Source organism: Duganella sp. GW821-FHT01E12, assembly GCF_059422325.1.
Window position 1 is genome coordinate 771,040 of sequence record NZ_JBWKWR010000002.1, and the last position, 25,825, is coordinate 796,864.

Below are 25,825 nucleotides of genomic sequence, written 5' to 3' on the forward strand. Positions count from 1 at the left end.
CCTTGGGCCATCCAGTATGCAACGATGTCGCGCCCGCCACCAGCGGGACGCGGCAAGTGTGTTCGGCAAGCAACAACTCAGCGGCGGGCCGCGCCGAAGTCGAACAGGTTCATCAAATCGCCGATGGCCGGGCGGTTGCGCGGCACGTAGGGCGCGGCCTTGTCGTGCAGCGGGTTGGGCAGGTTGTCGCGGCTGCGCGCCGACAGCGGCGGCAGCGACCAGTTGCGCTCGATGAACTTGGCGATCGAGGCGTGGTCGTAATACGTGTGGTCGACCGCGCCCTTCTTGGCCCACGGCGAAACCGCCAGCAGCGGGATGCGCGTGCCGTCGCCGAAGAAGTCGATCGCCTGCACGTAGCCGGAATCGTAGTAGCCGCCGCCCTCGTCGAAGGTGACCAGGATGACGGTGTTTTTCCACAGCGCCGGATTGGCTTGCACCCGCTCCAGCACACCGGCCACCAGTTCGTCGAAGCTGGTCTCCATCGCATAGCCGGGATGGCCGGAGATGCTGTCGTACGGCGCGATCACGGCCACCGACGGGAAGCTGGCGGCGTCCTTGACGTCGACGTAGAACTGCATCAGGTCGACCAGCTTGTCCTTGTCGGGACCGTTCATGGTCGAGCTGAAGAAGGTCGGCGTGTCGCACATGCCGCAGTATTCCTTGTCGACCTTCTTGCCGTCGTTGCGGCCGCCGCTATACCACTTCCACGACACGCCGCCGGCCGTCATGGCGTCGCCGATGTGCGGCATGGTCTGCGGCGGCAGCAGGAATTTGTCCGGCCCCAGCGGCAGCGCCTCGCCCATCGGGCTGAACGCGGGATCGAGGTTGTTGACCATGTAGTAGTGGCCGGGCGCGCAGTTGCCGTCGTTGAAGGCCGGGTAAGGTAGTTGCGCCAGCAGTGCGCGGATGCCCGCCACGCCGGGCTGGGCCGGATCGGAGCAATTGACATAGGTGCCGCCGCGATAGCCGTCCTCGGTGTACCAATTGTTGGTGCCGGGCTGGGCGTCGGGGTTCTCGATCAGCTTGGCCGGCGGCACGGCGGCCGCGCCGGCCTCCGTGTAGTAGCCGACATCGGCCGTGGCCAGCGCGAAGTAGTTGGCGGTGGTGCCGCCCATGACGGGCTGGTGGTAGTTGTCGGCCAGCGCGTACTGGTCGGCCAGCTTCTTGAACAGCGGCGCGTCGCCGCGCGCCATGTTGTAGAAGCCCATGGCGACCGCGCCCTGCCCGGTCTTGCCGGGCGCCAGCGGCGCCGGGTTGCTGGGGCCGGGACCGGTCTGGTCGGCCACCCAGACGAACAGGTCGTTCTTGCCGCCGTCGACCTGCTGCCACATCTGGAAGAAGCGGTGGGTGGGATCGCCGGTGTGGGCGCCGTAGCCGACGTGGTGGGTGATCTGGAACGGGCCGTTGGGCAGGTTGGACGGGAAGCGCGCGTCGGGCACGTCCTGCCGCTGGCCGAAGGCGCCGCCGGCCCAGGGCTGGGGCAAGGTGCCGTAGACGCCGTTGAACTCCGGCGTGGCCGTGTAGGCGCCGCTGGACAGGCCCAGCTTCTGCGCCGCGTCCGCGAAGCGCGGGCCCGGCGTGCCGTCCTTGTTGACGATTTTCTTCGACAACAGATTGGCCACCGTCTGGCCTTTGCGCGGCTCGTAGACGCCGTACAGGTTATCGAAAGTGCGGTTCTCGCCGACCAGCACGATCACGTGCTCGATCGGCGTGACGGCCGCCCCGCTGGCCGCTGCGGCGGCCGTAGACATCAACGCACCGCAGACCAGCGCCAGCAGGGGACGGGCCATTTACAGCTTGCCGTTGAGCGTGATGAACACCTGGCGCGGCGCGCCGGTCAGCAGCGTCTGCGCGGTGCCGCCGAGGTCGCTGGCCTGGAAGCCGTTGGTGCCGATCGAGCCGATGTACTGCTTGTCGAACAGATTGGTCACGTTCACTTGCAGCGACAGGTCCTTCAGCATGCCCAGCGATTTCATCTTGTAGCCGGCCGACAGGTTGGCCAGCCAGAACGATGGCACCGAGGCGTCGTTCAGGTAGGTGTAGTAGCGCTTGCCGGTGTACTTGCCGCCGACGCGGGCGAACCAGGTGCCGCTCTCATACGAGGCCTCGGTGTTGAACAGCGAACGCGGCGCATCGACCACCTGCTTGCCGCTGACGGCGACCAGCTTGTTGTTGTCGAAGTAGTCCGACTTGTACTTGGAATCGTTGAAGGTGTACGAGTTGAACCAGCTGATTTCGCGGTTGAACTTCCACACGGCGATCGCTTCCAGGCCCTTGGTGTCGACCTTGCCGACGTTGACGAAGGTCGACGGGCAGCCGACGATGCCGGCGCAGGTGGCCACGCTCAGCTGGCGGTCGTCGAAGCGGGCGTTGTAGACGGCCAGCGAACCCTGGATGTCGGCGCGCTTGAAGCGGTAGCCGAGGTCGACGTTGACCGAGGTCTCCGGCCTGAGCTTGGCGATGCCGGCGTTGTAGGCGGCCTGGGTCTGCGAGAACGGGCCGCTGACGCCCGGCTGGAAGGCGCGCATGTTTTTCGAGGCGGAGGCGAACACTTCGTCGTCGGCGCTGATGGCGTAGTTGACGCCGGCCTGCGGCAGGAATTTCTTCTCCGCGTCGAGCTCGCCGGCGGCGCGCGAACCGATCAGGCTGTTTGCCTTGATGTCCACGTCCATCGCCTTGAAGCCGGCGTTGAACTTAAGCTTGCCGTCCATGGCGCTGACGGTGTCGGCCACGTAGTACTGCGAAGTGGTGGTGACGAAGTTCTGCTTGAAGTCGGTGCGGAACGGATTGGACAGGAAGAACATGGTGTCGGCCGGGCCGGTCACCTTGTAGTAGTTGCGGCTGACGTTGTGGTTGCTGCGCTCGCCCCACAGGCCGGCGGTGATGGTGTGGTTGCCCAGTTCCCAGGTCAGGTCGCTGGTGACGCCGTCGCGGCCGATCGAGTACTCGGTGGTGCGCAGCGAGATCGGGTTGGCGGCGTCGGTCGCCACGTACGGCGTGTACCAGTGACCCTGGCCGTCGTTGTCGTGGTGGTAGATGGTGCTCTTGAGCTGGACAGACGGCGTGAAGTTCAGGGTCAGCGTCAGGCCGCCGATGGTGTCCTTGCGCAGGCCGCCGGCCGAGTAGTAGGCGTCGTCCTGGCTGTTGACGCCGCCGGTGAACTTGTTGCGTGCCGCATCCACCGCGCGCTGCCAGTCAGGCTGGTAGTTGTCCCAGCCGTAGCCCAGGCGCTTGACCATTTCCAGCGACACGTCCTGGTAGTCGACTTCGCGGCGGTCGGAATAGTTGAGGAAACCGGTCAGGCTGTTCTCGCCGAAATTGAACACGAACTGCGAGTTCAGCTGATCCTGGTCCTGGCCGCCCTCGCCCTTGGTCTTGTCGGTGCGCTGGCGGGTGCCGCTGATGTAGGCCTTGACGGCGTTGTTGATCAGGCCGGTATCGACGCGGGCGAAGGTGCGCGAGGTCGAATCGCTGCCGAAGGTTTGCGCGAAGGTCAGGCCGCGCGTGTCGCTCGGGGCCAGCGTGAAGAACTGCACGGTGCCGCCCAGGTTGCTGGTCGAGGCGGTGCCGACCGCGCCCGCGCCCTGCGACACGGTGACGTTGCCGACGTTTTCCGACGAGATGGCGCGGCTGATGTGCAGGCCGTTGTTGTTACCGTAGCTCATGTCGCCCAGCGGCACGCCGTCCAGCGTGAAGCCCAGCTGGTTCTGGTTGAAGCCGCGCACGCTGAAGCGGGTCGACCACTCGTAGGCGCCGAACGGATCGGCCGACTGGAAGTTCACGCCCGGCAGTTTTTCCAGCACCTTGAGCGGGCTGGTGCCCGGCAGCGCTTCGGCCAGGTCGGCCTTGTTGATGTTTTGCACCTGGCGCGACTGGCCACGGCCGGTGATTTCCACCGTTTGCACAGGACCGATGATGGCGCCGGCCACCGAGCTGTCGGCGGCTGCATCGGCCGCGTCGGCGGCAGCGTAGGCGTGGCAAGCGAGGGCTTGCAGGACCACCAGGCACAATGGTTTCAGAGGGAAGCGCTGTTGCATAATTTGTTCTTCTTTCTTGCTGGTTAGTGTGGACTAGGCTTGGAAACTTAACTCGCAAGATTGTAGGAACTGCATGTGACGCAGCGATGACGGCAATGTGACAGCTTGGTGACATGACAACAAACAACAACGCCGGCAAGGGATACTTCGGGTAAGCTGGAAGCTCTGATTTTTTATGGAGGTTCCCATGCGGCGATGGTGTGTAGTGCTGGCGGCCGGCTGCCTGGCGCTGTCGGCCTGGGCGGCCGAGCGCACGTTCCCGGCCAACGCGCAGCGCGGGAAGATGACGCCCGGCTATTTCCCGGAAGTGAGCATCGACGGCGGCACGCGCCGGCTGTCGCCGGCCGCGCGCATCTTCAACCAGGACAACCTGATCGAGATGCCGGCCGCGCTGCGGGGCAGCGACATCGTGGTCAACTACACGGTGGACGGCGAAGGCCGGATCGACCGCATCTGGATATTGACCGCCGAAGAGGCGGCGCGCAAACCGGGGATTAAATAGCGAAGTTATCGGCGTGCGGCCTGGCTAGCAGGCCGCACGCAAAAACCAGCAGCTCCTCCGCCGGGATGGGCCGGGAAATATGGTAGCCCTGCAGATAGTGGCAGCCCATCTTTTCCAGGATGGCCGCCTGGCCGGCGGTTTCCACGCCTTCCGCCACCAGTTGCAGGCCCAGGCTGTGGCCCATGGCGATGATGGCGTGCACCAGGTTATTGCTGCGCTCGCTATGCTCGATATCCATCACGAAGGCGCGGTCTATCTTCAGCGTGTTCAGGTGGAACTGGGTCAGGTAGCTGAGCGAGGAATAGCCGGTGCCGAAATCGTCCAGCGAGATGCTGACGCCCAGCGCGCGCAACTGCGCCAGCACCGCCTGCACGTGGCCGCCATCGTCGATCAACACCCGTTCGGTCAATTCCAGCTCCAGCTGGCGCGCGGCCAGGCCGTTGCTGGCCAGCGCCTGCCGCACCAGCCCGACAAAGGCCGGGTCGGCCAGCTGCCAGGCCGAAACGTTGATGCTGATGGTGATCTCCTCCAGCGCGCCGGACTTCCACAGCGCCACCTGGCGGCAAGCCTGGTTCAGCACCCAGGTGCCAAGTTCGACGATCATGCCGCTATCTTCTGCGACCGGGATGAAACGATCCGGCGGCACCGCGCCCAGCAGGGCGCTGTCCCAGCGCAGCAGCGCCTCGACCTTGGTCAGCTTGCCGGTGTGGGCGTTGGTGATGGCCTGGTAGACCAGATGGAATTCGCCGGCCTCGATGGCGCCGCGCAAGGCGCCATCGATCACCAGCGCATCCTTGGCGGCGGCGTTCATGGCGTCGTTGAAGAAACGCATCTCGCCGCGCCCGGCCTTCTTGGCTTCGTACATGGCGATGTCGGCGTTGCGTATCAGCGTATCGCTATCGGCGCCGTGCAGGGGATAGCAGGCGATGCCCACGCTGGCCGACACCCCGATCGCATGGTGCGACAGGTTGAAGCTGTCGGCCATGATGGCGATCACGCCGGCCGCGCAGTCGCTGGCCATTTTCTCGCTGAAGCCCTGCGGCAGGCCGGGCAGGACGACGATGAACTCGTCGCCGCCGAAGCGGGCCAACACATCCTGCGGGCGCAGGATGCCGTGCAGGCGGCGCGCGAACTGGCGCAGCAATTCGTCGCCGGCGGCGTGGCCGAAGGAATCGTTGACGCGCTTGAACTTGTCCAGGTCGATGAACAGGACGGCGCATTCGCTCTCGGCCGAAGCGGCGATCCCGACCTCCTCCTCCAGCCGCTTGGACAGCGCGTGGCGGTTGAAATAGCCGGTGACGGGATCGATGCGCGCCGCCTGGTACAGCAAATCGTCCTTCTTTTTGCGCTCGCTGACGTCCAGCAGCTGGACCAGGCAGTACAGCCGGCCGCGCTCCTCATACGGCGAGCCCAGCATCTCCACCGGCAATTTATTGCCATTGTGCAAAGTAATGGTGACGCGGTCGACGATGGGATATTGAACGCCGTCGGCCTGGAAACGGCTGAAATACTGGTCCGCCATGTCACGGGTCAGGCCGGGCAGCAGTTCGGAAACATGGCGGCCGATCAGGTCGGCGGGGCCATTGAAACCCAACAAACGGGCGCAGCGTTCGTTGGCCACCATGACATAGCCGCGGCGGTCGCGGATCAGGAATCCGTTGCTCAGGCTATCGATGGTGCGGGCGTAACGTTGCTGTATCTCGTCCTGCACCGCATAAATCAAACCCAGCATGCTCAGGGTTTTCAGGATGGTGGTGCCGACAAACCAGATCAGATATAACTCGGGGCCCAGTGTCACTGCGCTCAGGATATTAAAACCGCCACGCAGAATAAGCGTAATCCCCAGCAGGCGATAGCGGTTTTTATTCTTGATCAGCCGCTGTCCGCACCAGAGCATTACCGCGCCCAATATGGCGGCGCTGCCGGGCGGAATAATCGCCGGATCTTTTAGCCATATCGCGTAACACGCTCCGGCAATGAATATTCCAACTGGCAATATCCAGCGGATTTGATAGCGATGTAATTCACCCAAGAAAAACTTGGTACCGCTCCAATAACCTATCATGCTTCCGCTGAGCAAAGCGGCACACAATGGAATACGCAGGGATTCCGATAATACGCGGTCGCCGATAAACCAGGTGACAATTCCTCCCATTACCGATAACTGCCCTAATCCCCAGAATAAGGCGTGTTTCTCCTTGCGCTGCATCAGCCATAGGAAAATAAGCAATGTACTCAGAATAGCGTCAGCTGCGAAGGCGGCCGCTACTGCGGAGAGGTGGGCGTAATTACTGAGGTCCGTGCTCATATATTTCGGCCTTCATCTGGCCCGGAATCCTGTGGCGCTGTTTGGGGGTGACTATCTCCATTGTAAGCTGAACGGCTGCGCCGACGGTATCGCCGGCGGGATCGAGTGTTGCCGATTAGCACAATGCGCCTGTCCATCCGCAAAAGCGGACGCAACCATGCTTTTTATGCTAAAAATTGGCACGTACCTGCCAGTTTCCGGCTTGACCTATACGCCCCCGAGAGGCGCCGTCAAACAAACAGGGAAATAGCCAGGGCCCACATCACCACCGCGATCACGCCATCCAATATCTGCCAGGCGCGCGGCTTGGCGAATATCGGCGTTAAATATCGGGCGCCCAAACCGAGGCTGCTAAACCACAGGAACGAGGCCAGCATGGCCCCCAGCGCGAAATATAGGCGTCCATTGCCCGGCTGCTGCCCGCCTATCGATCCAAGCAATACCACGGTATCCAGATAAACGTGGGGATTCAGCAAACTGAATGCCAGCATGGCGGCAATGACGGCGCGGCGATCGCCGGTTGGATTATTTTCTCCGGCCACCATTGCGCCAGGATTAACAGCCGACCGCGCGGCCCGCAAGCCGTACCAGAAAAGAAATCCCGCGCCGGCTATTTTTATCCAGAATAACAACGCCGGCGCTTCAACGATCAGCCGGCCCATTCCGGCCACGCCCATTCCTATCAGAACGACGTCGCAGATAACACAAATGACGATGCAGGTTAAAACAAATTCGCGCTTCAGTGCCTGTTTTAACAGGTAAGCATTTTGCGATCCGATTGCAACGATCAAACTGCCGCCGAGACCCATTCCTTTTAAAAAAGCCGTCGCTTCCATATTTTTTCTCCCAAAACAATACGGACAGCTTAAACTCCCATGGGAGATAAGTATAATTAATATTATTGACCAAATATTAGAGGCGCTAATGAAGCAAGTTGACTATCGCGGCCTGGCGGCGCTGGACGCCGTCATCGACTATGGCAGTTTCGACAAGGCTGCCGTCGCGCTTTCCATCACCCAATCGGCCGTCTCGCAGCGTATCCGCATGCTGGAAAACAGCGCCGGCGAGTTGCTGATCGTGCGCAGCCAGCCGCCCTCGCCCACCGAGGCCGGCCAGCGCCTGATCGCCCACTACCGGCAAGTTCGGTTGCTGGAAGCGGTGCTGCTGCATCGGCCGGAGTCCGGCGAGGCTCGGCCGGAAATCGCCATCGCCGTCAACGCCGACAGCGCCGCGACCTGGGTGCAGGAAGCCGTGACGCCGCTGATCGGCAGCGGCGAGTGCCTGCTCCACATCCGGCTGGACGACCAGGACCATACCCTGACGATGTTGCGGGAAGGCCGGGTGTTCGGCTGCGTGACCAGCGAATCGGCACAAGTTGCCGGGACGACCTCAACGCCGCTGGGCGCCATGCGCTATCTCTGCGTGGCCAGCCCGGCGTTTGCCCGGCGCTGGTTCCCGGACGGTATGACGGCCGCCGCCGTGCAACAAGCGCCGGCGCTGAATTTCGACCGCAAAGATGCGCTGCAGGAACGCTACATCGCCCGCCGCACCGGCTACACCGGCCACTATCCGCATCATTCCTTTGCCAGCTCGGACGGGTTTGTGCGGTTTGTGGAGGCGGGCTTCGGCTACGGCATGCTGCCGATATTGCAATGCGAACAGCAATTGAGGGCCGGAACGATGGTGGAGCTGACACCTGGAGATTATCTGGACGTCCCGCTGATCTGGCACATGTGGGACATCCAGACCACCTTTACGCGCGCTTTGTCGGACAATATGATCTCAACTGCGCGTAAATGGCTGCTTTAATCCTTGCCATCCAGCGCAGCGAACTCCTGCCGCACGCGCGCTTCCCACTCGGCAGGGTCCGGCTCGTAGACAGCGGACGGCTCGGCCGGACTCAAGATTGGCAACGCTTCGGTGCGCTGGTAGAGCATCACGCTGGTCCAGGCCACCGTGCCGGCCGGGAATTGGCACAATAGCCTGAACCCCGGATGGTTCAAGGGATAGGTGGTCGTGCTGACCAGCGCGCCCTCCTGCATCTCGCGCGCCAGCTTTTCGCCGATCGCGTCCATCAGCGGGCCGAAACAGGTGCTGTACATGAACACCAAGCTGGCGCCGCGCACATCGACCTTGAACAGATCCGCCTCGATAAACGCGATGCGCGAACCAAGATCGAGCAAATGCCTGCCGCTGGCTTCGCCGCCAAACGGCAGTTGCAGCGGGGTGTCGGGCGTCAACGGCGCCGGCAGCGCGGCCAGCCCCTGCCGCGTCAGCGCCAATAAGGCGTCGAGCCGCCGGACGGCCAGGGCATGCCGGTAGCCCATCAACTCCACGCCTATGCAACGCTGGAACGGAAACGCCAGCGCCGCCGACATCACCACCTTGCCCAGACCGCTGCCCAGATCAACCATCACGCCGCCGGGACGCATGACCGAGGCGATCGCATCGAAGTAATTCTCCAGTTCAAAACGCTGGAGCTCGCCGTAAATCAGGCCGCCGTCCTCCACCAGCCAGGCGCGAACCTCCGCATCGCTGATCTGTTCCAACGAACGGAAACCGGATGGCGGCGGGGTACGTGGCAGCATGCCGTACGGCAGCAGGCTCGCAGGCAGGGTGCCGATGATGGCGCTGCGGTGCGGAAGCAAGCGCTGCACCAGATAATCGCGGCGCGACTTGTCTTCCAAGCAGGCGCGCAGCGCGTAGCCGATTTCGATAAACGGAAGAAAAGGAGAATCGGGCGCCAACGCCAACGGCGGGCGCACATGCCTTTCGCCGCCTTGTATGCTTTGGAACAAGGCCTCGAACAGATCGGCGGGATGCCGGAAACCGGCCACCGGCTGCACCGCCGTCTCGTGGGTACGAAATGCCGGTGCGCTCTGCATGGGCCGCGGATCAGGCGCGCAGTGCAGCCAGCATCTGGTCGACGCCGTCGTGCGCCGCCTGCCAGCCTGAACTGGCCAGGACCGGCGCGCAGACCGGACAAGCCTCGAACGGATTGCAATCGTGCGGCAACTCCTGGTAAAACTTGCCTACCACCGACTTGCCCACATAGGAATCGACCGACAGCGGCTTGGCCTTCGGCGCCACCGACGCCTTGGCCGGCACGAAATCGGCGCCGCCGGGCGGCAGCCAGCGCTCGAATGGCTCGGTCGGCTTACCGTCGGGGACGTACCACGATTTGCGTTCGCCGTTCCAACGCGCTCCCAGCGCCTTGGCTTCGTCTTTTTCCGCAAACGGAACTTTTAAAAACATCATCGTCGCTACTCCGCTAATGGAAGCTGACATTCTACATGCACGTCCGGTTGACTGCACCGCACATCGCCGATATAGTTGCCAAAAGCAAGCATGTGGAGAATTTAATGGATATGCAACAGCAAGCCGACATTGTGCGGCAATTCAACCGCTACTACACCGTGCACCTGGGCCTGCTGCGCGGGCGCTACCTGGACACCGACTATTCGCTCAGCGAAGGCCGCATCATGTACGAGCTGTTGCAAAATCCTGGATGCACCGCCAACCACCTGCGCAACAAGCTGGATCTGGACGCGGGTTACATGAGCCGCCTGGTGCGATCGCTCGGCGAGCGCGGCCTGGTCCACGGCGTGCGTTCGCCGCAGGACAAGCGCGCCACCCTGCTGAGCCTGACCGACGCGGGCCAGGCCGTCATTGCCGACATCAACCATCGCGCCTCGGCCGAAACGGTGCGCATGCTGGGACAACTGGGCGCAGCGCAGCGCATGGAGTTGCTGGACGCGATGCGCAAGGTGCAACACATCCTGTCGACGCCGGCCACGCGCGTGGTCCGCGCCACTGCGGCCCAGCTCGACGATGCCCGTCATCTGCTGCACGAATATTTCGACCTGATCAACGTCGTGCTGCGCGACGACGACGACGCCATCCGCGCCTTCCTCAACGACGGCAGTTCGGCGATGTGGATCGCCTACGTGGACGGCGAGGCGGCCGCCTGCGTGGCCATGCGTCCGCTGCAGGAAGTGGCCAACGCGACCGAATGCAAGCGGCTGTACGTGGCCGACCGCTACCGCCGGCGCGGCCTGGCCGAGGCGCTGATGCAGGCGCTGGAAAGCCACGCCGCCCAAGCCGGCTACGACGCTGTCTATCTCGACACCAAGGACGACCTGCATGCGGCGATCAGGCTGTACGAGCAGCTCGGCTACGAGCGCTGCGAACGCTACAACGACAACCCGCAGGCGACCATCTTCATGCGCAAGCGCCTGCGTCCCGGTGCGATAAAGTGATGGCCGGCTGTCGTCTGTGAGAAAATCCCGGATTGGATTCTACTCGCGACAACAATGCCCATCATCGAACCGATCACGCTAACTCTGGCCGAGCTGGCCAGCCGCTGGAACAAGACCGCCCGCCAGGTGCTCGAACAAGGCCTGCCGATGTATTTCTACTTCGACGGGCTGGTGTTCGACTTCGGCGACAAATGGCACCGCGCCAACGGCGACGTCCAGGAACTGCAGGACCTGGACGCCCACCAAACTCGGCTGGCCACGGTCGACCTCGACCTGCAACGGCAAGCGCTGCACAAGCGCGGCCTGCTGAAACTGACGCAATGGGAAGACGCGCTCAGCGACGAAGACCTGCGCAACCTGCAAGCCGAGTCCGACCGCCTGCACAGAGAAATCGAACGCCTGTCGGCGCTGCTCAAGGAACGCAACGAAGAGCGCCAGCGGCACGTCCGCAATGGCCTGCTGCGCGCCGCGCCGCGTACGCTGCGCGATATCGCGCAACACGGCAAAAGCAAATTCCCGCAGTTCGCCTTCATGCCGAATTCCCCAGCCGGCAACGAAAAGATAGCCGGCGGCGCCGTGGTGGCGCTGGAAGACGGCTTCCCGGCAAAGGAACTGCTGGTCGAAAGCGATCTGGTCATTGCGATGCTCGACGTGCGGGCAACGGAAGCTGCCGAAAAAACCTGAACCATGTGAAATGGCGGCGTTTCGGGACAGCGTCAGATGGCCTTCATTTTCCCTGCCAGCAGCATCGAACCGGCCGCGGTCAAGTGGCCATAGTCCCATGCCGTGGGCATCAACTTTCCTTCGTATGCCGCCGTCGCCTGGCACACCTCGTCCCTGCACAACGCTTTCACCGCAGAATAAAAGCCGATGTCATTGATTTTTGCCAGCGCGCTAAACGAATCATCAAGCAACAGCAAGTCAGGACGCAAATAGCTGCTGAGAAAGAGCTCAGGTTCCAGCTTTTTATTGTTCGAGAACATATACGTCGGCAAACTCGGCCGGTATTGCGGAACGCCGCCGACAATAATGATCTTCGAGGCAGGAGATTCCTTACGGATAAAATCGATCGTTGCCTGCAGAGTCGACACCGGCGTCTGCTCTTTGTACAGCACCCAGTTTGCATGCAAAAATATCAGGCTTGGCTTCAGCTTTTTGACCTGGCTGGCGACAAAATCATTGATATCCTTGCACTGAGGACGCCAAGTAAAATCTACACCCAGCAGCGGCGGACATCCGCTCGCGGTGTACTGCATGACATTAGGAAAATTGTTACGCAAACCAAAAGACAGCGCGGCGGCATGCGAATCGCCCCAGATCAAGGTGGCGTCCTTAATTGCTGGCGTAGCGCATTCGCCTGCATACACCTTGAATGACTGATCCGCCTCCAAAAAACAGCTGCCTTCCCTATAGATGCCCTTGTAGGCGTAGGAGTTGAAGGCCAAGAGCTTGCGTTGATCTTCAGGCAAACGGATGTCATATCCCCTGGTAACGTGCCCTGCCAGACCGAACGTCAGGAATAGCAGGCTGCCGGCTGCGCTGTACCGAAATATCGTTCTCCGGTTGAACTGTTGCTTGTTCCTGAAAGGCGTCTCGACAAAGCGCCAGCTGAGGTAGGCCAGGACGAGTGAAGCCACGCACAAAGTCAGCAGCTGTTCCATGGTCGGATTCTCAACCCTGTTGCGGGCAAAGGCCAACAAGGGCTGATGCCATAAGTACGCGCTGTAGCTAATGAGTCCGATTCCGACGAATACCTTGCTACCCAGCAAGCGGCCAACCACAGTCTGGGGCGTGGCAAACAGGATGATGAGCGCCGCGCCTAGGGTCGGCACGAGGGCGTACACACTTGGGAATGGAACGTCCTTATCGAAAACAAAGATGGCGTAGCAGACCAGCAGTAATCCGGCTGCGCTGGCGGCCTGGTTCACCGATGCATGGACCGGCTGACGATTTGTTCGGGCGAAATAAAACGCGACGAACGCGCCGATCAACAGCTCCCAGCCTCGCGTTGGCAGCATAAAAAACGCGAACGTCGAGTCAGTGATCACTTTCATTTGCGCATATGCCAGGCTGGCAATCGCAGCCACGGCAAGGATGGCCAATATCCAGCGTTTTCCCAAACGCCAGGTCAACATCAGAAAGATCGGGAAAAACACATAGTATTGCTCTTCAACTGCCAAGCTCCACGTATGCAGCAAGGGCTTGAGCTCCGCGGCCGCATCAAAATAACCGCTAGTGCGCCAAAACAAGATATTGGAAGAAAATGTGCAGACAGCCACTATGCTTTGCACAAAGTTTTTCATGTCTTGCGGCGGGAACCATAGCCAGGCAAATGGCAGGCAAGCGAGCATGACAACGAACAGCGCGGGCAGGATGCGCCGCGCTCTACGCTCATAGAAATTGCTTAAGGTGAATTTTCCGGCTGTCTTTTCGGCAAGTATGATGGACGTTATCAGGTAGCCGCTGATGACGAAAAACACATCAACGCCAACAAAACCACCACTAAATGCCTGTAAACCTGCGTGAAACAGTATCACCGGGACAACGGCCAAAGCCCTCAGTCCGTCGATTTCCCGTCTGTACTCCATAGCTTGCGCCCCAGCATGAAAAAAGATACCACTATATCATTGACAAAAATTAATAGTTAATATTTTTTCATCTTGCGAGGCGAGGAAGGGCGCGAAAGCCTGCGATTAGCGGCCACATTTACTTCTTTTGCCGTAATAACCGGAGTCCATTGGCCACGACCAACAAACTAGCTCCGACATCAGCAAATACTGCCATCCACAAGGTTGCTAAGCCAGCGACCGCCAGCCCGAAGAAGACAAGCTTGATGCCCAGGGCAGTTGCGATGTTTTGCATCAAAATCGCGCGGGTTCGATGGCTCAAGCGGATAAACCCTGCAACCTTAAGCAAATCGTCATCCATCAGCGCCACGTCCGCAGTCTCGATAGCCGTATCGCTGCCGGCCGCCCCCATCGCGAATCCAACCTCTGCCTGGGCAAGCGCCGGCGCATCATTGATGCCGTCGCCCACCATACCAACCGCCCCGTACTCCTTTTGAAGACTCCGGACCACGTCCAGTTTTTGCTCGGGGAGCAGTTCAGCGTATGCATGTTGGATACCCACTTGAGCGGCGATGCTCGTCGCGATGGCGGCATTGTCGCCGGTAAGCATCACAGTCACCAGGCCGGTGTCATTCAACGCGTTCATGGCCGCCTGCGCGCCGGGACGAAGCACGTCAGCGATGGAGATGATGCCAACAACTTCGGTTTGCATGGCCAGAAAGACCTGGGTGCAGGCCGCTTGCGTTTCGCCATGATCCGGCATAGCCTCAGCTGGAAGTGCGATGCCCGACTCCCCCATCAACCGCGCATTGCCCAGGAGGCAGGCGCATCCATCAATTTCCCCCTTGACGCCCAAACCCGGTAACGCTTCAAAGTGCCCCACGGACTTCAGTTCTGTCGCGGCTGGCCCGGCCCTCAAAATGGCTAGGGCCAAGGGATGAGCCGAATTGGCGTCCAGACTCGCGGCCAGCAGAAGCACCTCCTCCTTCGCGTACCGCCCTTGGGCGCTCACCGACGTCACTTGAGGGCACCCTGCCGTCAAAGTACCGGTCTTATCCACAGCGATGACCTTCAGCTTACTGCCCATCTCCAAAAACTGGCCGCCTTTAATTAAGATCCCCGCTCTGGCTGCGGCAGTAAGTCCGCTGACGACGGTGACCGGCGTCGAGAGGACCAACGCGCACGGACAGGCGATGACCAGCATGACCAGCGCTTTATAGAGCCAAACACTGAATGGCTCGCCGAATGCCAAGGGCGGGAGGGCAGCCACGACGATAGCCAGGCCAACCACCGCCGGCGTGTAGTATTTGGCGAACCGGTCAACAAAGCGCTGAGTTGGCGCCTGGTTCCCTTGCGTCTCGTCAATGACCCGAATAATCTTCGCGAGCGTGCTGTCGCCACTGCTGGCGGAAACCTGAACTTCCAGGGCGCCGTTCTCATTGATCGTACCGGCGTACACCGTGTCGCCGACAACCTTAGCCACCGGCATGCTTTCGCCAGTGATCGGCGCCTGATTCACCGACGTGGCTCCCGCCGTGACCTTTCCATCCAGGGCGATGCGCTCGCCAGGCCTGACGCGAAGCAGGTCTCCCACGTTGACCGCTTTAACGTCGACCTCGCGCCACTCGCCAGCCGTCCAGACCGACGCGACGTCGGGTGCGAGTCGCAGCAGTTCGTTGACCGAATGACGGGCGCGATCCAGCGCCAAGCGTTCGATAAGTTCAGCAACCGCAAACAGAAACGTCACCATCGCTGCTTCCGGCCACTGGCCCAAGGCCAGCGCGCCGCCAACTGCCAAACACATCAGAAAGTTGATGTTTAAAGTCAGCGTCCTTAACGCAATCCAACCTTTTTTGAGCGTAGGCAGGCCTGCCGCGATGATTGATACTGCCGCCAAGCCAGCTATCCACGGAGACTTATCGGTGCCTGTGGTCCAAGCCGCCACCTCCGCCAGCGCCGCGCAAGTTCCCGACACCGCGAGGAGAGCCTTCTGGCCCAGACTCAATGCCGGCGCTGTGAGGTCGGCGCGGCCACGCTGCTCCCCCTTCGGTACCAAGGTAGTCAGCATCCCGATGGAATGCAGCGCCTGTTCAAGCGCAGCAGTATTTTCGACGTCCTGATGGACGGTCAGCTTGCGCGCGATTAAATTGAACTCAAGGCTGATGACACCGGACATCCCCTCAAGCTTGTTGCGAATGAGCCGCTCCTCGACGGAACAATCCATATTTTCGATATGGTAGACAGTCGAACTCACGCCCGGCCCTGCATGACGTGCCCCCACAGACGGAGCCGCCGCAGGGGTTTTGCTGGTGCAAGCATTATCTCCAGAACAGCACGGTTCGTTCTTCATAGTCATGGGTAGCGAGCAAGAGGGTGACGGGAGCCAGAATGGAAAATCTGTAGCCCATGAAAAAAGCACTTAGATAGCTTACTACCTAAGTGCTTGATTTCCATATTGAATTTGGTGGGCCTCCCGTGAGTCGAACACGGCACCAACGGATTATGAGTGCGGCCAAAGCACCGTCGTTAACCGTCAATCCCCGTCAATTCAATGACTTAGCACCTCACCTGTAGTCACTAGCCGTCATAATTCCCCAATATTCTGGACAAAATATGGACACCTCAGCTTTTCCCTAGAGGGCCTGCCCACCTTCAGAGAGGCACTGTCAAAATTACCACTTCCAGCCGCCAGCAACAACAGCTACTATAGCATTGCCATGTGGCAATAATTATATGGAGCATTGTATGCAAAACAAAACACACAAGTGCGGTCTATGTGCATTCGAGTTCGAGCATGGAGTAAGTGTCTGCCGCGGTTGCCAAGGAACTGTCGTATATGGTCCAACTGCAAACGAGAGGCAGGAATCTGCAAAATTGCACGGGATTCTGTGGGCAGGAGCCGCCGCCCTGCTCATCTACGGACTTCCTCAGTTCCTTCAAACCCAATTCGGCTGGAATGTGAAAATGGGGTGGGGAGCTGGCTTCTACAGTGTCATCGGCGTTATCGTAGCCGGATTCGGGGGCGCTATCCGGGGCGGGTATGCGGAAGCAGAATCAAAAGCCGGTACAGTTCGCACGTTCCGTCGCATGTAATCACCGACACTGGCCGGATGGCATCGTCGCTGGCCGGGTCGACCGGCCAAGACGCTCCTACATGCCACCGTGATGCAAAAAGGGTTCCGCTTCGCTCCAGCCCTAGCGGGCCTCAAATCGCCCTTTTTTCAAAACGCAGCATCCAAACCAGCGACCAGCAATTAGATGCGCTTCAACTCCATCACCAGCACAAGCTGACTTTTGCTGCTGGACTTATTCTTCAGCAAGGAGAACGGAAGGAAGGAAACACCTGAGCGCGAGTCATCCTCTTTTGAATCGTCCAGGCCTGCAATCACAACCACCTCGCCATCCTCAACCGTCAACGAAGTCCTCAGTTCCCGCTTGTTCAATGTCGGCTGTAAGCTTGAATCAGTAGTGACGAATGACGACACCTGCTGAAAGAGGTCAACGTCAATCCCTGCTCCATGCACTACTGGCGATATTTCAAGGATCGTACCGGACTCCACGCGATCAAAAGACTGCTGGGTAGTACCGTTCTGGTTGGTCACTATCGCCCCCAAGATCGACACCTGACTACCAGAGACAAAACGAGCGGACTTCCCCGACCGAACTCGCTGATAGGGTGCGGTAACAACCTTGAAACGCCCATCGGTCTTCAGCGCGGACGCTATCACATCGATGGATGCAGTCTTGAAGCGAAGAAAATCACCAAGCGTAGTAGCCGCGATTCCCCCCTGGACTTTTCCACCGAGTGCGGACATTACGACGCCCAGGGCGGAGGCATCACTACCGCTACTGCCCACCTCATACATATACGCCTTGACCACTACCTCACCGGCTGCCGTATCCACTTGGTCAAGTAACTTTTGCAGCTTTGCTGTTTCACCAGCAGAGCCTGAAAATACGATGTAGTCATCGCCGTTTGATTTATATGAGCCGCTGCCACCGACTTGGCCAGGCTGGGCCGGAGCAGCCTGAGCTACCGTCTTGTCGCCGCCAACAGCTAAGGCACCGGACGAAGGGGCACGCCTGTTTGCAAATGTACCTTTCACCAGCGGCGAAACGAGGTCTACCAGATAGGCCGAATCCCGATGCTTGACTCGATAGAGGAACACATCGTCGTCTTCCCCATGCGCCTCCTTGCCATCCTTCTTCGTACAGACGACGGATACACCTCCACGGTCCACGATCTCATAGCCGTATTCGGCCAGCAGGGAAGCGAATAGCGGCCCCGTGAGCGTCTTACCCTCACCGCGCACAGAAACTAACCTTGTGTCGTTCAAAACGTCACTACAGATGACGTAGGGGCGTTGGCTGACCTCCTTGTAGTACACGGACACCACAGAACTAATTGCGACACCCGAAAGGTCCATTTTACTAACAACATCCGGCGCCGGCGCAGCGACCGCTGAGCCTTTCAACATCACCAAAAAGCAGCCAACCAAACAATAAAATACACGACTCATTTACCCGCCCCCACAATCGACTGCGGCTGCTTCGCCGCCGTACCAGTCCAAGTTGCTACACGCTCTCCTTCCACCGTGCCCACCGTAAGAATGCCGCGGCCCGTGAACGCGGCAGGATTCTCAAACCGAGTAGCACCCCTATCATCCACCACGACAACCCACCGCTCCCCGTGCAGAGTGACCTCTCCAGCAACTCGCATAGCAGACACTTTCGGCGCCACCAGAGCACCACCGGAAGGAGCTGCGCCGCCAGCGGCCGCAGGAGAAGCAGCGGCCGCACCTGGCGGCGTTGCTGCTTTGTCGCCCTGCTTTGGCGAGAACTTCTCGACCTGGTGCCGATAGTAGGCATATAGCCCCCATAAGCAGAGCAACAGAAGTAATGCCATGCCAATGGCTCCAGCAATGAACTTAGGACTACGCAACACGTTCTGCCGTTTGTCGATCGCCTGCTCCTTCGCAGCGGCATGAGCATAGCTCTTGTACAGCGAATAAATTTCCGGTTTGAACTTGTACGGCCCCTGCGTGGAAGTTGGCTTCGATCGTAGCTTCACGCCTCGATAGAGATTCACCACGTAACGATTCAAACCGATTTCCTTCGGCTTGTGCGTAACGCTTGCCAGCTCGACCTTGCCCTTGAGCGCACGGGCCAACATGGATAAGTCAGGGTCGATCACAACCAGATCGCATGTGTGGCCTAGCTCATTTGCAAAATGGCGATGCTCGCGGAAGAAGTAAGCGTGTCCTTTCTTTACCTTTTCGTCGCTGGCCCAATAGCGCGTTGCTTCGTCAATCACGACCAGATCACCGCCGACAACCTTTTCATCATTCGGAGCCGGAACAGTACAAGGCTTGTCCAGATGCGCAGCACCAGGGAAGAAGTCCTCATCGTTTGGCGCTTCCCGATCGCACTGTCGGATATGCCCAATGCAGATGATCTTGCCGTTGCTGTAGTGCTTTGCCACGTACTCGTAGATCGCATCGAGATTCAATCCCTCGATATTTGTCAGGACGAAGCGTCCCTTTGCGACCGCAGGCAAGATCACATGCTCCATCACCCCATAAGTCTTGCCGGAGCCTGGCTCCCCACCAAAAGCATTGATAGGCATGTGCTATCCGATCACCGGAATACGCCGGATGATAAAGCGCGTCACGAATGCGGACAGACACGCAGACACGCCGAAGCCAACCTTGAACAGGTCGAGGAAGTACCACACACCTGGCGCCTGTACCGCAAACGCATTGCTCAACGAGGTGGCTCCCGGCAGCAGCGGAACAACAAGCTGGATGAACTCCGTAGTGACAAAAAACAAGGCAAAAAACGCGATGAATTTGACGATTAAGGAGCGGAACACAAAGCCCAGGAGAACATTGAGCGCAGAAAGGAAAATGCCAAACATAGATCAGGCCCTCAACACGATAAACACGGCAGCAATACCCCACACCAGCATCATCGCGGCCTCAATGATCGACCGCGAATTCTCGATCAAGCCACAATGGCTATCGAACGTATATGTACGGTTGAATGCGACGAAGGACGGCGTCGGACAAGCACCGGTATGCGCAGGAACTTGGAAGCTCCTCAAGTCAGGCATAAGCCCCAGCACTGGAGATAAGATTTGCTGTGCAGTGGGAGTCGCTTCAAGGCCCGGAGCAGGTGTGTTCGGGTTCGGTCCAAGATCGACCTGAGTGCCACTGCCAGGCGTAGCGGCTGGGCCAGTGGACGGAGAGCTACCCGAAGCATCAGCGCCAACACTAACGGCACTCCCGTTCGTGATAGGCGCTGTCATATCGCTGACGGTCGGCACCGACGAGGGATTCGCTGCCCGCCATTGCGCAACGTCCGCGGGCGTAATCGGGTCCGAGGCCGACCAGGGGATTCCTCCCGAGTTAGCAGCTGCAGCCTTCCACGCAGCGTTTGCAGCCGCAGCAAGCATTTCATTAGACATCGGCTTCGAAAGCTCCGAGGTAGGGATTGCCGCAGCGGCAGTGCCCGGTGTCGCCTTCGTCACGTCTGCACCGGAGGTCGAGGTAGGCATGACGTAGTTCGACTGCGCCATCGCCTGAGTGAACGTCATCGTTTGATTGCTAGAACAAGGCAACGTGGGATTGCTACCACCAGGCGGGAAGCATGCTGAAAAATAATGCGATTGCTGCCCAACGCGAACACATAAATCCATCACATTGTTCACCATCGTGCAGCCGGCGGGATTGGCCGGATACCATTGGCCGTTCGGGTTCGGTACAGTGATTGTTCCACCGCCCTGCGTAGTGACCGTGCCATCCGTATTGAAAAGCCACTTGTACAAGCTATCTATCGCCAACGATACGCCGCCACCAACCACCGCACTTATTCCTGCAGCGGCCAACAACGCAGGCCAACCGACAGTGGCGACAGCGCCTGTTGCAATGCCAACACCGAGCGTCGTCAGGCCAGTCCCGATACCGGAGGCCGTTGCAGTAAAACGCGGGTCATTCGCCGCGAATCCCCATTTCCCGACTTTAGCTGAAACGAGCCCGCCAATTGCGGTATTCATCCTGCCGTTATAAGCAGGAAGAGTCTGAGCGTTGGCCCAACAGTTAAAGAAAACAGCAAACAGTACAAAGGCTAGGCCGACAAGCCCGCGATAACCACTTTTGCGCATACGATCCCCCACGCGAAGAAAAGGAAGTACCAAAACTCGACCGGCATACAAACTCCAAAAACACACGACCGAAAATAAAAACGGGGCCGAAGCCCCGTCACGATTAGCCCGCCTTGACGGCGCGCAGAACGAACTTAGCGCCCTTCCAGGTGACGAACAGCGTAACCAGCGTGCCCGACACAGCCAGGATTGCCAGCGCCACGTCGGAGAAGGAAACGGCGGTGGCCAGATCCGACACCGTGGCAGGTGCAGCGGCGTGAGCCGACGAAGCGAAAACGGTCATTGCAACGCCGGATGCGGCCAGCAGCTTTTGCAGCTTGTTCATGGGTGATACCTTTCATTGAAAAAAACGGGAAGCCGTCCCGGTGCGGTACTGCGATCATGCTGACCTCACCATCTTGAGCACGTGGCCCAAACCCAATGAGAACAGCCAGAGAAAAATTGTGGAGGCGAAAGCGAAACCAAAGAACGCCCCGGCTTGCACAGCATCGAACGGCTCAGACATCAGATCGAAGCGAGCAGATTCCGCAGGTGCGATCAAGTAAGCCTGCGCAATGGCTTGAACTTGGCCCGACGGACAAACCCCTTGCACACCAGAGCTACCGTCAACGCAAACAACGACGTTCTGAACCGTACCCAGCTGAGACATTCTTTTCCTTTCCTACTGCAAAACTTCGGTCACAAAATAGCCTTCGTGGCAAATGAGGACTGCCGTATCCACAGCTTCCGCATAGTGGTCAAACCGGCCCGCCTCATGCGCCCAAGGAGTGAAACCGACGTCACCATCGTGCGGCATCAGGAACAGCGCGGATTCCTTGTCCTGCACGATGAATTTCACTTCTCGCTTATGCGCCTGCATTCTTGCCACCCGGAGCGGACGGCTTCATGGCTTCTACCGGCTTCAACGAATGAATCACGGTCTTCTGCGTCTTGCCGTTGGTGACGATCTCCATTTCAGCAACAGCCATGAACGGGAAGGAGTTCGCCAGATGTTTGTATTTCTGGTATTCCTCAGCTTTACCCAGGCCATACTCGGCGCAGGCCGAACCCATTGCCGTGTCCTTACTGGCGTCCAGTTCAGTTTCAACAAACACCTTGGTGCTGTCGAAAGCTTGGCCGTTATCCATCGTGCCCTTGCTGAACTTCATACCCATTACCTTGATGGTCGAACTAAATTTCATGTTTGTTCCTTAAAAATGGCCTACGCGAATCCGTTTTCCCCATTGAGGCCGAACGATGGGACGGTTTTAATAAAGTGGAGGAAGCCGGGTACGTGCGCCGGTTCCTGTTTGTGAATCGGGATGGGACCAGACTTCTCAGAATCGGTGAGCACCTTCAGGCGCTTAGGCCAGTAGTCGTCATCAGCGCAGCACAGGCGATCCAATGCCTCCTTGTCGCCATACAGCTCGCGCCATACGCGGAAGTATTTGCCGCACTGGACAGTCAGCCACTTCTCAGCCGCATCATGATTAATGACAGCTGTGCGACGCTTTACTTCAAAGCGCGTACCGACATCAATCGAATCGAAATGATTGAAGTGCTGCATACACGGATATGCCCCTAAGAAGAACTGGCTAGGGTTCAGCAGCACTTCGGGACTTATGAGCGTGTTCGCGTTTTTGAACTCGATCTCGCAGCGACACCAGTTACTCTCTTTATCGCCTTCCTTTTTGCCCTTCTCATAGAAGCGCACAAATTTGGAAGACGAGCGCAGACCGACAGTGAAGGTTCGACCTTTTCCGCTGGGACGCTTCCAGCTCCCCAGCTGTTGAGCCTCTGGAGGCCGACCACCCTTTGCGAAAGTAAATGCGCCCTCATCGTATTGAGCATCAGCCCAATCGACCGACAAGTAGTTTCCTTCAAAGTCATCGTGCGCGAGGTCTATGCGCGAAATCGACGGACGAATCGCAACCTTAGTGAGGAATTCATGCAGCCGCTTTTCCCAACCTGGCAAGGCGTGCAGGCATCCATGGCCCGTAATCGTGATAAGCATGGTGGCGCGTTGCCCGCCGAAGCAAACGAATCCCATGTTGTCACCCAACACCCAAGACTCTCGATAGAAATTCATTCCCCGGTCCCGTTTAGTGGTGACACCAAAGCCGAAAATCTTCTCTAACTGGCGGCTGGCCTCGACCACAAACTGGTCGTCTGACACCAGCCCCTCGCGGGCGGTCTTGCACCAGGTATCTTCCGATACGGTGAAATTGATCCAGTCAATAATGCAGATCTCCTTTTCGGCAGGACGGCGGACCATTACGGTCTTGACCTCACCGCTGTCCGTCATGACGAGCTGAACGTGCCCATAGTGATCTTCGCTGAGCGGGCTCCAGCGGGCCTCGGGCTTGCGGCTATGGTTTTCCCCCATGTTATTAATGGGGGAGCCGGACGGCGCGGAATCATCCGCCAAACGCGGCACTAACCCTACCCGATCAGCTCTGGCGCCAATCCGTTCCGGCAGTGCGGACGCGCTGGCGGTACGTTTGGCGCCAGATGCGGCGGGCTTTACGCTGATCGATGGAACAGCAATGCGGGCCGACGATGAGCGACCAGCAGCAAGCGCGTATTCGTCCGCACGATCGACAAGGGTTTTGAAATTTTTCTTCATTTCGCAATCACCAGCTGCCGAGCAACCCGCCCATGTCGTTGAGGTAGCTCGCAGCGGTAAGCCCCGCGATCTCCGAGATCTGCATACGACGTGCACGCATCAACGCTGAGAACCCCTCTGGAACATCAAGAAACTGATGGAACTCCTGAACGCAACTAAGGAACACGACACGCAACTCGCCATTGGTTAACGGTGACTGGTAAGACATACGCTGCCTTTCAAACTCCAAAAAAAATACCGTGCCTTTTATCGCGTTGTCCGAAACAGTTTCGGAGCGAGAGAGAATCTCTAGCATCCTGCGAAGCCGATCCACCAACGCCATCGACCGCGAATTGAAACTCACGAAAACTCCTTATCCAGGCAACGCTGGTTCAGCAAAGCGATGTTCACCAGGGAGCGCTTACCGATTCGCACGACCGGCAGGTAACCGCGCTCGATCATGCCTTCGACGGTATCCAGGGTGAGGCCAACTAAGTCAGCGAACTGGCGACGATCCATCACCGGAACAGTTGGAGCAGCGCCGAACGCAGCCGCGACATCATTGCTCACCGGATGACGTCGGCTACCGAGAGCAGACCCGATCTGAGAAGTCACAACAGATTCAATACGCATTACGGCCTCGTTCCAAAAATTAATGTTTCAATGGCCGCCATTATTCTTGTTATACTGAACCCTGTCACAACCAATAAATAAAGCAAAAACACATAGGAATTTTTGTTATATGGCACGACATAAAGACTCTCCAGAGCTGAAAGGCATCAAACAAGGATGCACTCTCAGGTTCATCCAGGCCGTAGAGCAGAACACCGCGAATCAGAAGCTACTACCCAAGGACATTGAAAAAATCTTAGGGCTTGGCCGAGAAGTGAAAAACGGCCTGATCTGGAATAGCTATAAGCGCGGCGACCGCTCACTGCCACCTGAGCGGCTCGACAAACTCATCGAGCTTGCGATATCCAAAGGCCTCCTACCAGAAAAGGCAGGAAGGGAACTTCAGCGGAAGAACGAACGAAAGCTCACATTTGCCAGCCTGCAGGAAGGCCCTGCAGATGGCGATCAACTTGGGGAGGCCGACGACCTTCAACTCAGGTTTAGTGCCCTATCAGCAGATGTCGGTAGCTGCTTGGATACGGCTAGATGGCTTTCTGAACATGGAAGCCGCTTTGCAGAAATAGGTGATGCCGATTTCGTCGAGCACGAAATCCTAAAGAGGCTGCAACCCATCCTTGAATTCATGCGTCAAGTTCAAGCCAAACGGACAGGGCGGACCGAAGAAGTGGATGCACTGCTGCGCAAACTAAAACCATTCACCAAGAAAAAATGACGGTAACAAAACAAATTGATGGAAGCTGGAAGGCCGATGTTCGCCCAGATGGTGCGATCGGAAAGCGATATCGCAAATCCTTTCCCACAAAGGCCGAGGCACTGGCATACGAGGCATGGTTAAAGGCTAATGTCGCTCAAACCCCTGAGTGGCAACCACAGCGACGCGACGGCCGGCGCCTGGCTGAGCTGATCGAGCTTTGGTACACCCAACACGGCGCGCACCTCAACAGCGGTCAGGACACCTACCAACGGCTCAAGAACATGTGCGCCGCAATGGGGAACCCACTCGCAAGCAAGTTCAACGGTGAGATGTTTGCCGAGTATCGAGCAAATCGGATGGCTGACGGGATTTCAGCCAACAACATGAACAGAGAACGAAATTACCTGCAAGCCATGTTCAACGAGCTTGCCAGGCACGACGTATGGAAGGGGGACAACCCACTGGAAAAAGTGCGGAGCCTCAGGGTGGCGGAAAGAGAACTTTCCTACCTGAGCTTGGATCAGGTCGACATCCTTCTTTCCCAACTCAAGCAGGCCCGAAATGAGCACGTGCACCTGATCTCACAGATATGCCTAGCTACGGGTGCCCGCTGGAGCGAAGCGGAGAAACTTCGACGTCCACAGGTCCGCCAAGGCCTGATCCAGTTCGCAATGACCAAATCAAAGAAGGTGCGGGCAGTTCCAATTGACGAACAGCTGGAAGCCGACCTGCACGAACATTTCGCCACCAGGTCAAAGGACATCGGGGACGAACGATTTTTCACATACGCCTACTCGGCCTTCATAGCCGGACTTGAACGCACCGGGATAGCCCTGCCAGACGGGCAGGCAGCCCACGTGCTGCGCCATACCTTCGCCAGCCACTTCATGATCAATGGCGGCAACATACTGGCTTTACAGCGCATACTGGGCCACAGCTCATTAGCGATGACCATGCGATACGCCCACCTCTCCCCCGACCATTTGATCGAAGCAAGACAGTTAAATCCGCTGACTCAGTGGCGCAAAATGGACAAATAGTGGACACGGAAAAAGAAAAAGGACTTAGGTTTGCACCTA

25 protein-coding genes are annotated in these 25,825 nt (G+C 58.7%); 6 read left to right on the plus strand and 19 right to left on the minus strand.

Translation table 11 applies throughout. From position 1 onward, the window contains the following. Nucleotides 1–77: 77 nt before the first annotated feature. Nucleotides 78–1,790: an alkaline phosphatase family protein gene (locus AC07WS_RS08650; RefSeq protein WP_494728647.1), complete on the minus strand. Its 1,713-nt coding sequence runs from the start codon at nucleotides 1,788–1,790 to the stop codon at nucleotides 78–80. Then, nucleotides 1,791–4,037, minus strand: a complete 2,247-nt coding sequence (locus tag AC07WS_RS08655) for a TonB-dependent receptor (RefSeq protein WP_494728648.1) — start codon at nucleotides 4,035–4,037, stop codon at nucleotides 1,791–1,793. A gap of 187 nt (nucleotides 4,038–4,224) precedes the next feature. On the opposite strand from AC07WS_RS08655, the gene AC07WS_RS08660 reads away from it, so the two are divergent. Beyond that, nucleotides 4,225–4,539 (plus strand): hypothetical protein, encoded by a 315-nt coding sequence (locus AC07WS_RS08660; protein ID WP_494728649.1) that lies wholly within the window; start codon nucleotides 4,225–4,227, stop codon nucleotides 4,537–4,539. Here the strand turns inward: AC07WS_RS08660 and AC07WS_RS08665 are convergent. After that, nucleotides 4,532–6,337, minus strand: a complete 1,806-nt coding sequence (locus AC07WS_RS08665) for a putative bifunctional diguanylate cyclase/phosphodiesterase (RefSeq protein ID WP_494728650.1) — start codon at nucleotides 6,335–6,337, stop codon at nucleotides 4,532–4,534. The two genes, AC07WS_RS08660 and AC07WS_RS08665, sit on opposite strands and share 8 nt — an antisense overlap. A gap of 740 nt (nucleotides 6,338–7,077) precedes the next feature. Next, nucleotides 7,078–7,683 (minus strand): LysE/ArgO family amino acid transporter, encoded by a 606-nt coding sequence (locus tag AC07WS_RS08670; protein ID WP_494728651.1) that lies wholly within the window; start codon nucleotides 7,681–7,683, stop codon nucleotides 7,078–7,080. Nucleotides 7,684–7,771: 88 nt separating this feature from the next. Between AC07WS_RS08670 and AC07WS_RS08675 the strand changes: the two genes are divergently transcribed. Continuing rightward, nucleotides 7,772–8,656: a LysR family transcriptional regulator ArgP gene (locus tag AC07WS_RS08675; protein ID WP_494728652.1), complete on the plus strand. Its 885-nt coding sequence runs from the start codon at nucleotides 7,772–7,774 to the stop codon at nucleotides 8,654–8,656. Here AC07WS_RS08675 and AC07WS_RS08680 read toward each other — a convergent pair. After that, complete coding sequence (locus AC07WS_RS08680; protein ID WP_494728653.1) at nucleotides 8,653–9,732, minus strand: histone methylation protein DOT1-like protein; 1,080 nt, start codon at nucleotides 9,730–9,732, stop codon at nucleotides 8,653–8,655. The genes AC07WS_RS08675 and AC07WS_RS08680 overlap by 4 nt on opposite strands. A 10-nt stretch (nucleotides 9,733–9,742) precedes the next feature. Continuing rightward, nucleotides 9,743–10,105 (minus strand): DUF5710 domain-containing protein, encoded by a 363-nt coding sequence (locus tag AC07WS_RS08685; RefSeq protein WP_494728654.1) that lies wholly within the window; start codon nucleotides 10,103–10,105, stop codon nucleotides 9,743–9,745. Nucleotides 10,106–10,209: 104 nt separating this feature from the next. On the opposite strand from AC07WS_RS08685, the gene AC07WS_RS08690 reads away from it, so the two are divergent. Together AC07WS_RS08690 and AC07WS_RS08695 are read left to right on the plus strand one after the other, a co-directional pair. Continuing rightward, nucleotides 10,210–11,106 (plus strand): bifunctional helix-turn-helix transcriptional regulator/GNAT family N-acetyltransferase, encoded by an 897-nt coding sequence (locus tag AC07WS_RS08690; RefSeq protein WP_494728655.1) that lies wholly within the window; start codon nucleotides 10,210–10,212, stop codon nucleotides 11,104–11,106. A 54-nt stretch (nucleotides 11,107–11,160) separates the two neighbouring features. Next, nucleotides 11,161–11,790, plus strand: coding sequence for a hypothetical protein (locus AC07WS_RS08695; RefSeq protein ID WP_494728656.1), 630 nt, complete (start codon nucleotides 11,161–11,163; stop codon nucleotides 11,788–11,790). A 32-nt stretch (nucleotides 11,791–11,822) separates the two neighbouring features. Here the strand turns inward: AC07WS_RS08695 and AC07WS_RS08700 are convergent, their stop codons facing one another. From AC07WS_RS08700 to AC07WS_RS08760, 13 genes are all read right to left on the minus strand, one after another. Next, nucleotides 11,823–13,694 carry an acyltransferase family protein gene (locus AC07WS_RS08700; protein ID WP_494728657.1) on the minus strand — a complete coding sequence of 624 codons (1,872 nt, stop codon included), beginning with the start codon at nucleotides 13,692–13,694 and terminating at the stop codon, nucleotides 11,823–11,825. A 118-nt stretch (nucleotides 13,695–13,812) separates the two neighbouring features. Continuing rightward, entirely contained in the window at nucleotides 13,813–15,927 is a 2,115-nt protein-coding gene (locus tag AC07WS_RS08705; protein WP_494728658.1) for a heavy metal translocating P-type ATPase, read from the minus strand. 1,000 nt (nucleotides 15,928–16,927) lie between these two features. Beyond that, complete coding sequence (locus AC07WS_RS08710) at nucleotides 16,928–18,193, minus strand: type II secretion system protein GspD (protein ID WP_494728659.1); 1,266 nt, start codon at nucleotides 18,191–18,193, stop codon at nucleotides 16,928–16,930. Next, the gene (locus AC07WS_RS08715) at nucleotides 18,190–19,299 is read right to left on the minus strand and encodes a zonular occludens toxin domain-containing protein (protein WP_494728660.1); all 1,110 of its coding nucleotides are present in this window, start codon (nucleotides 19,297–19,299) and stop codon (nucleotides 18,190–18,192) included. The genes AC07WS_RS08710 and AC07WS_RS08715 overlap by 4 nt, the downstream gene beginning before the upstream one ends. A gap of 3 nt (nucleotides 19,300–19,302) precedes the next feature. Further along, a complete protein-coding gene (locus tag AC07WS_RS08720; protein WP_494728661.1) occupies nucleotides 19,303–19,590 on the minus strand; it encodes a DUF2523 family protein in 288 nt (95 codons plus the stop codon). A gap of 3 nt (nucleotides 19,591–19,593) precedes the next feature. Beyond that, the gene (locus tag AC07WS_RS08725) at nucleotides 19,594–20,835 is read right to left on the minus strand and encodes a hypothetical protein (RefSeq protein ID WP_494728662.1); all 1,242 of its coding nucleotides are present in this window, start codon (nucleotides 20,833–20,835) and stop codon (nucleotides 19,594–19,596) included. A 103-nt stretch (nucleotides 20,836–20,938) separates the two neighbouring features. Then, complete coding sequence (locus tag AC07WS_RS08730) at nucleotides 20,939–21,160, minus strand: hypothetical protein (RefSeq protein ID WP_494728663.1); 222 nt, start codon at nucleotides 21,158–21,160, stop codon at nucleotides 20,939–20,941. Between the two features lie 54 nt (nucleotides 21,161–21,214). Further along, nucleotides 21,215–21,484, minus strand: a complete 270-nt coding sequence (locus tag AC07WS_RS08735; RefSeq protein WP_494728664.1) for a hypothetical protein — start codon at nucleotides 21,482–21,484, stop codon at nucleotides 21,215–21,217. Between the two features lie 12 nt (nucleotides 21,485–21,496). Next, nucleotides 21,497–21,673, minus strand: coding sequence for a hypothetical protein (locus AC07WS_RS08740; protein WP_494728665.1), 177 nt, complete (start codon nucleotides 21,671–21,673; stop codon nucleotides 21,497–21,499). Nucleotides 21,674–21,680: 7 nt separating this feature from the next. Further along, nucleotides 21,681–22,016 carry a hypothetical protein gene (locus tag AC07WS_RS08745; protein ID WP_494728666.1) on the minus strand — a complete coding sequence of 112 codons (336 nt, stop codon included), beginning with the start codon at nucleotides 22,014–22,016 and terminating at the stop codon, nucleotides 21,681–21,683. A gap of 20 nt (nucleotides 22,017–22,036) precedes the next feature. Further along, entirely contained in the window at nucleotides 22,037–23,440 is a 1,404-nt protein-coding gene (locus AC07WS_RS08750; RefSeq protein WP_494728667.1) for a replication initiation factor domain-containing protein, read from the minus strand. A gap of 7 nt (nucleotides 23,441–23,447) precedes the next feature. Next, nucleotides 23,448–23,783 carry a hypothetical protein gene (locus AC07WS_RS08755; RefSeq protein WP_494728668.1) on the minus strand — a complete coding sequence of 112 codons (336 nt, stop codon included), beginning with the start codon at nucleotides 23,781–23,783 and terminating at the stop codon, nucleotides 23,448–23,450. Then, nucleotides 23,780–24,052: a MerR family transcriptional regulator gene (locus tag AC07WS_RS08760; RefSeq protein WP_494728669.1), complete on the minus strand. Its 273-nt coding sequence runs from the start codon at nucleotides 24,050–24,052 to the stop codon at nucleotides 23,780–23,782. The genes AC07WS_RS08755 and AC07WS_RS08760 overlap by 4 nt, the downstream gene beginning before the upstream one ends. A 109-nt stretch (nucleotides 24,053–24,161) precedes the next feature. Between AC07WS_RS08760 and AC07WS_RS08765 the strand changes: the two genes are divergently transcribed. Continuing rightward, complete coding sequence (locus AC07WS_RS08765) at nucleotides 24,162–24,764, plus strand: hypothetical protein (RefSeq protein ID WP_494728670.1); 603 nt, start codon at nucleotides 24,162–24,164, stop codon at nucleotides 24,762–24,764. Continuing rightward, nucleotides 24,761–25,786, plus strand: coding sequence for a phage integrase (locus AC07WS_RS08770; protein ID WP_494728671.1), 1,026 nt, complete (start codon nucleotides 24,761–24,763; stop codon nucleotides 25,784–25,786). The genes AC07WS_RS08765 and AC07WS_RS08770 overlap by 4 nt, the downstream gene beginning before the upstream one ends. Nucleotides 25,787–25,825 lie beyond the last annotated feature (39 nt).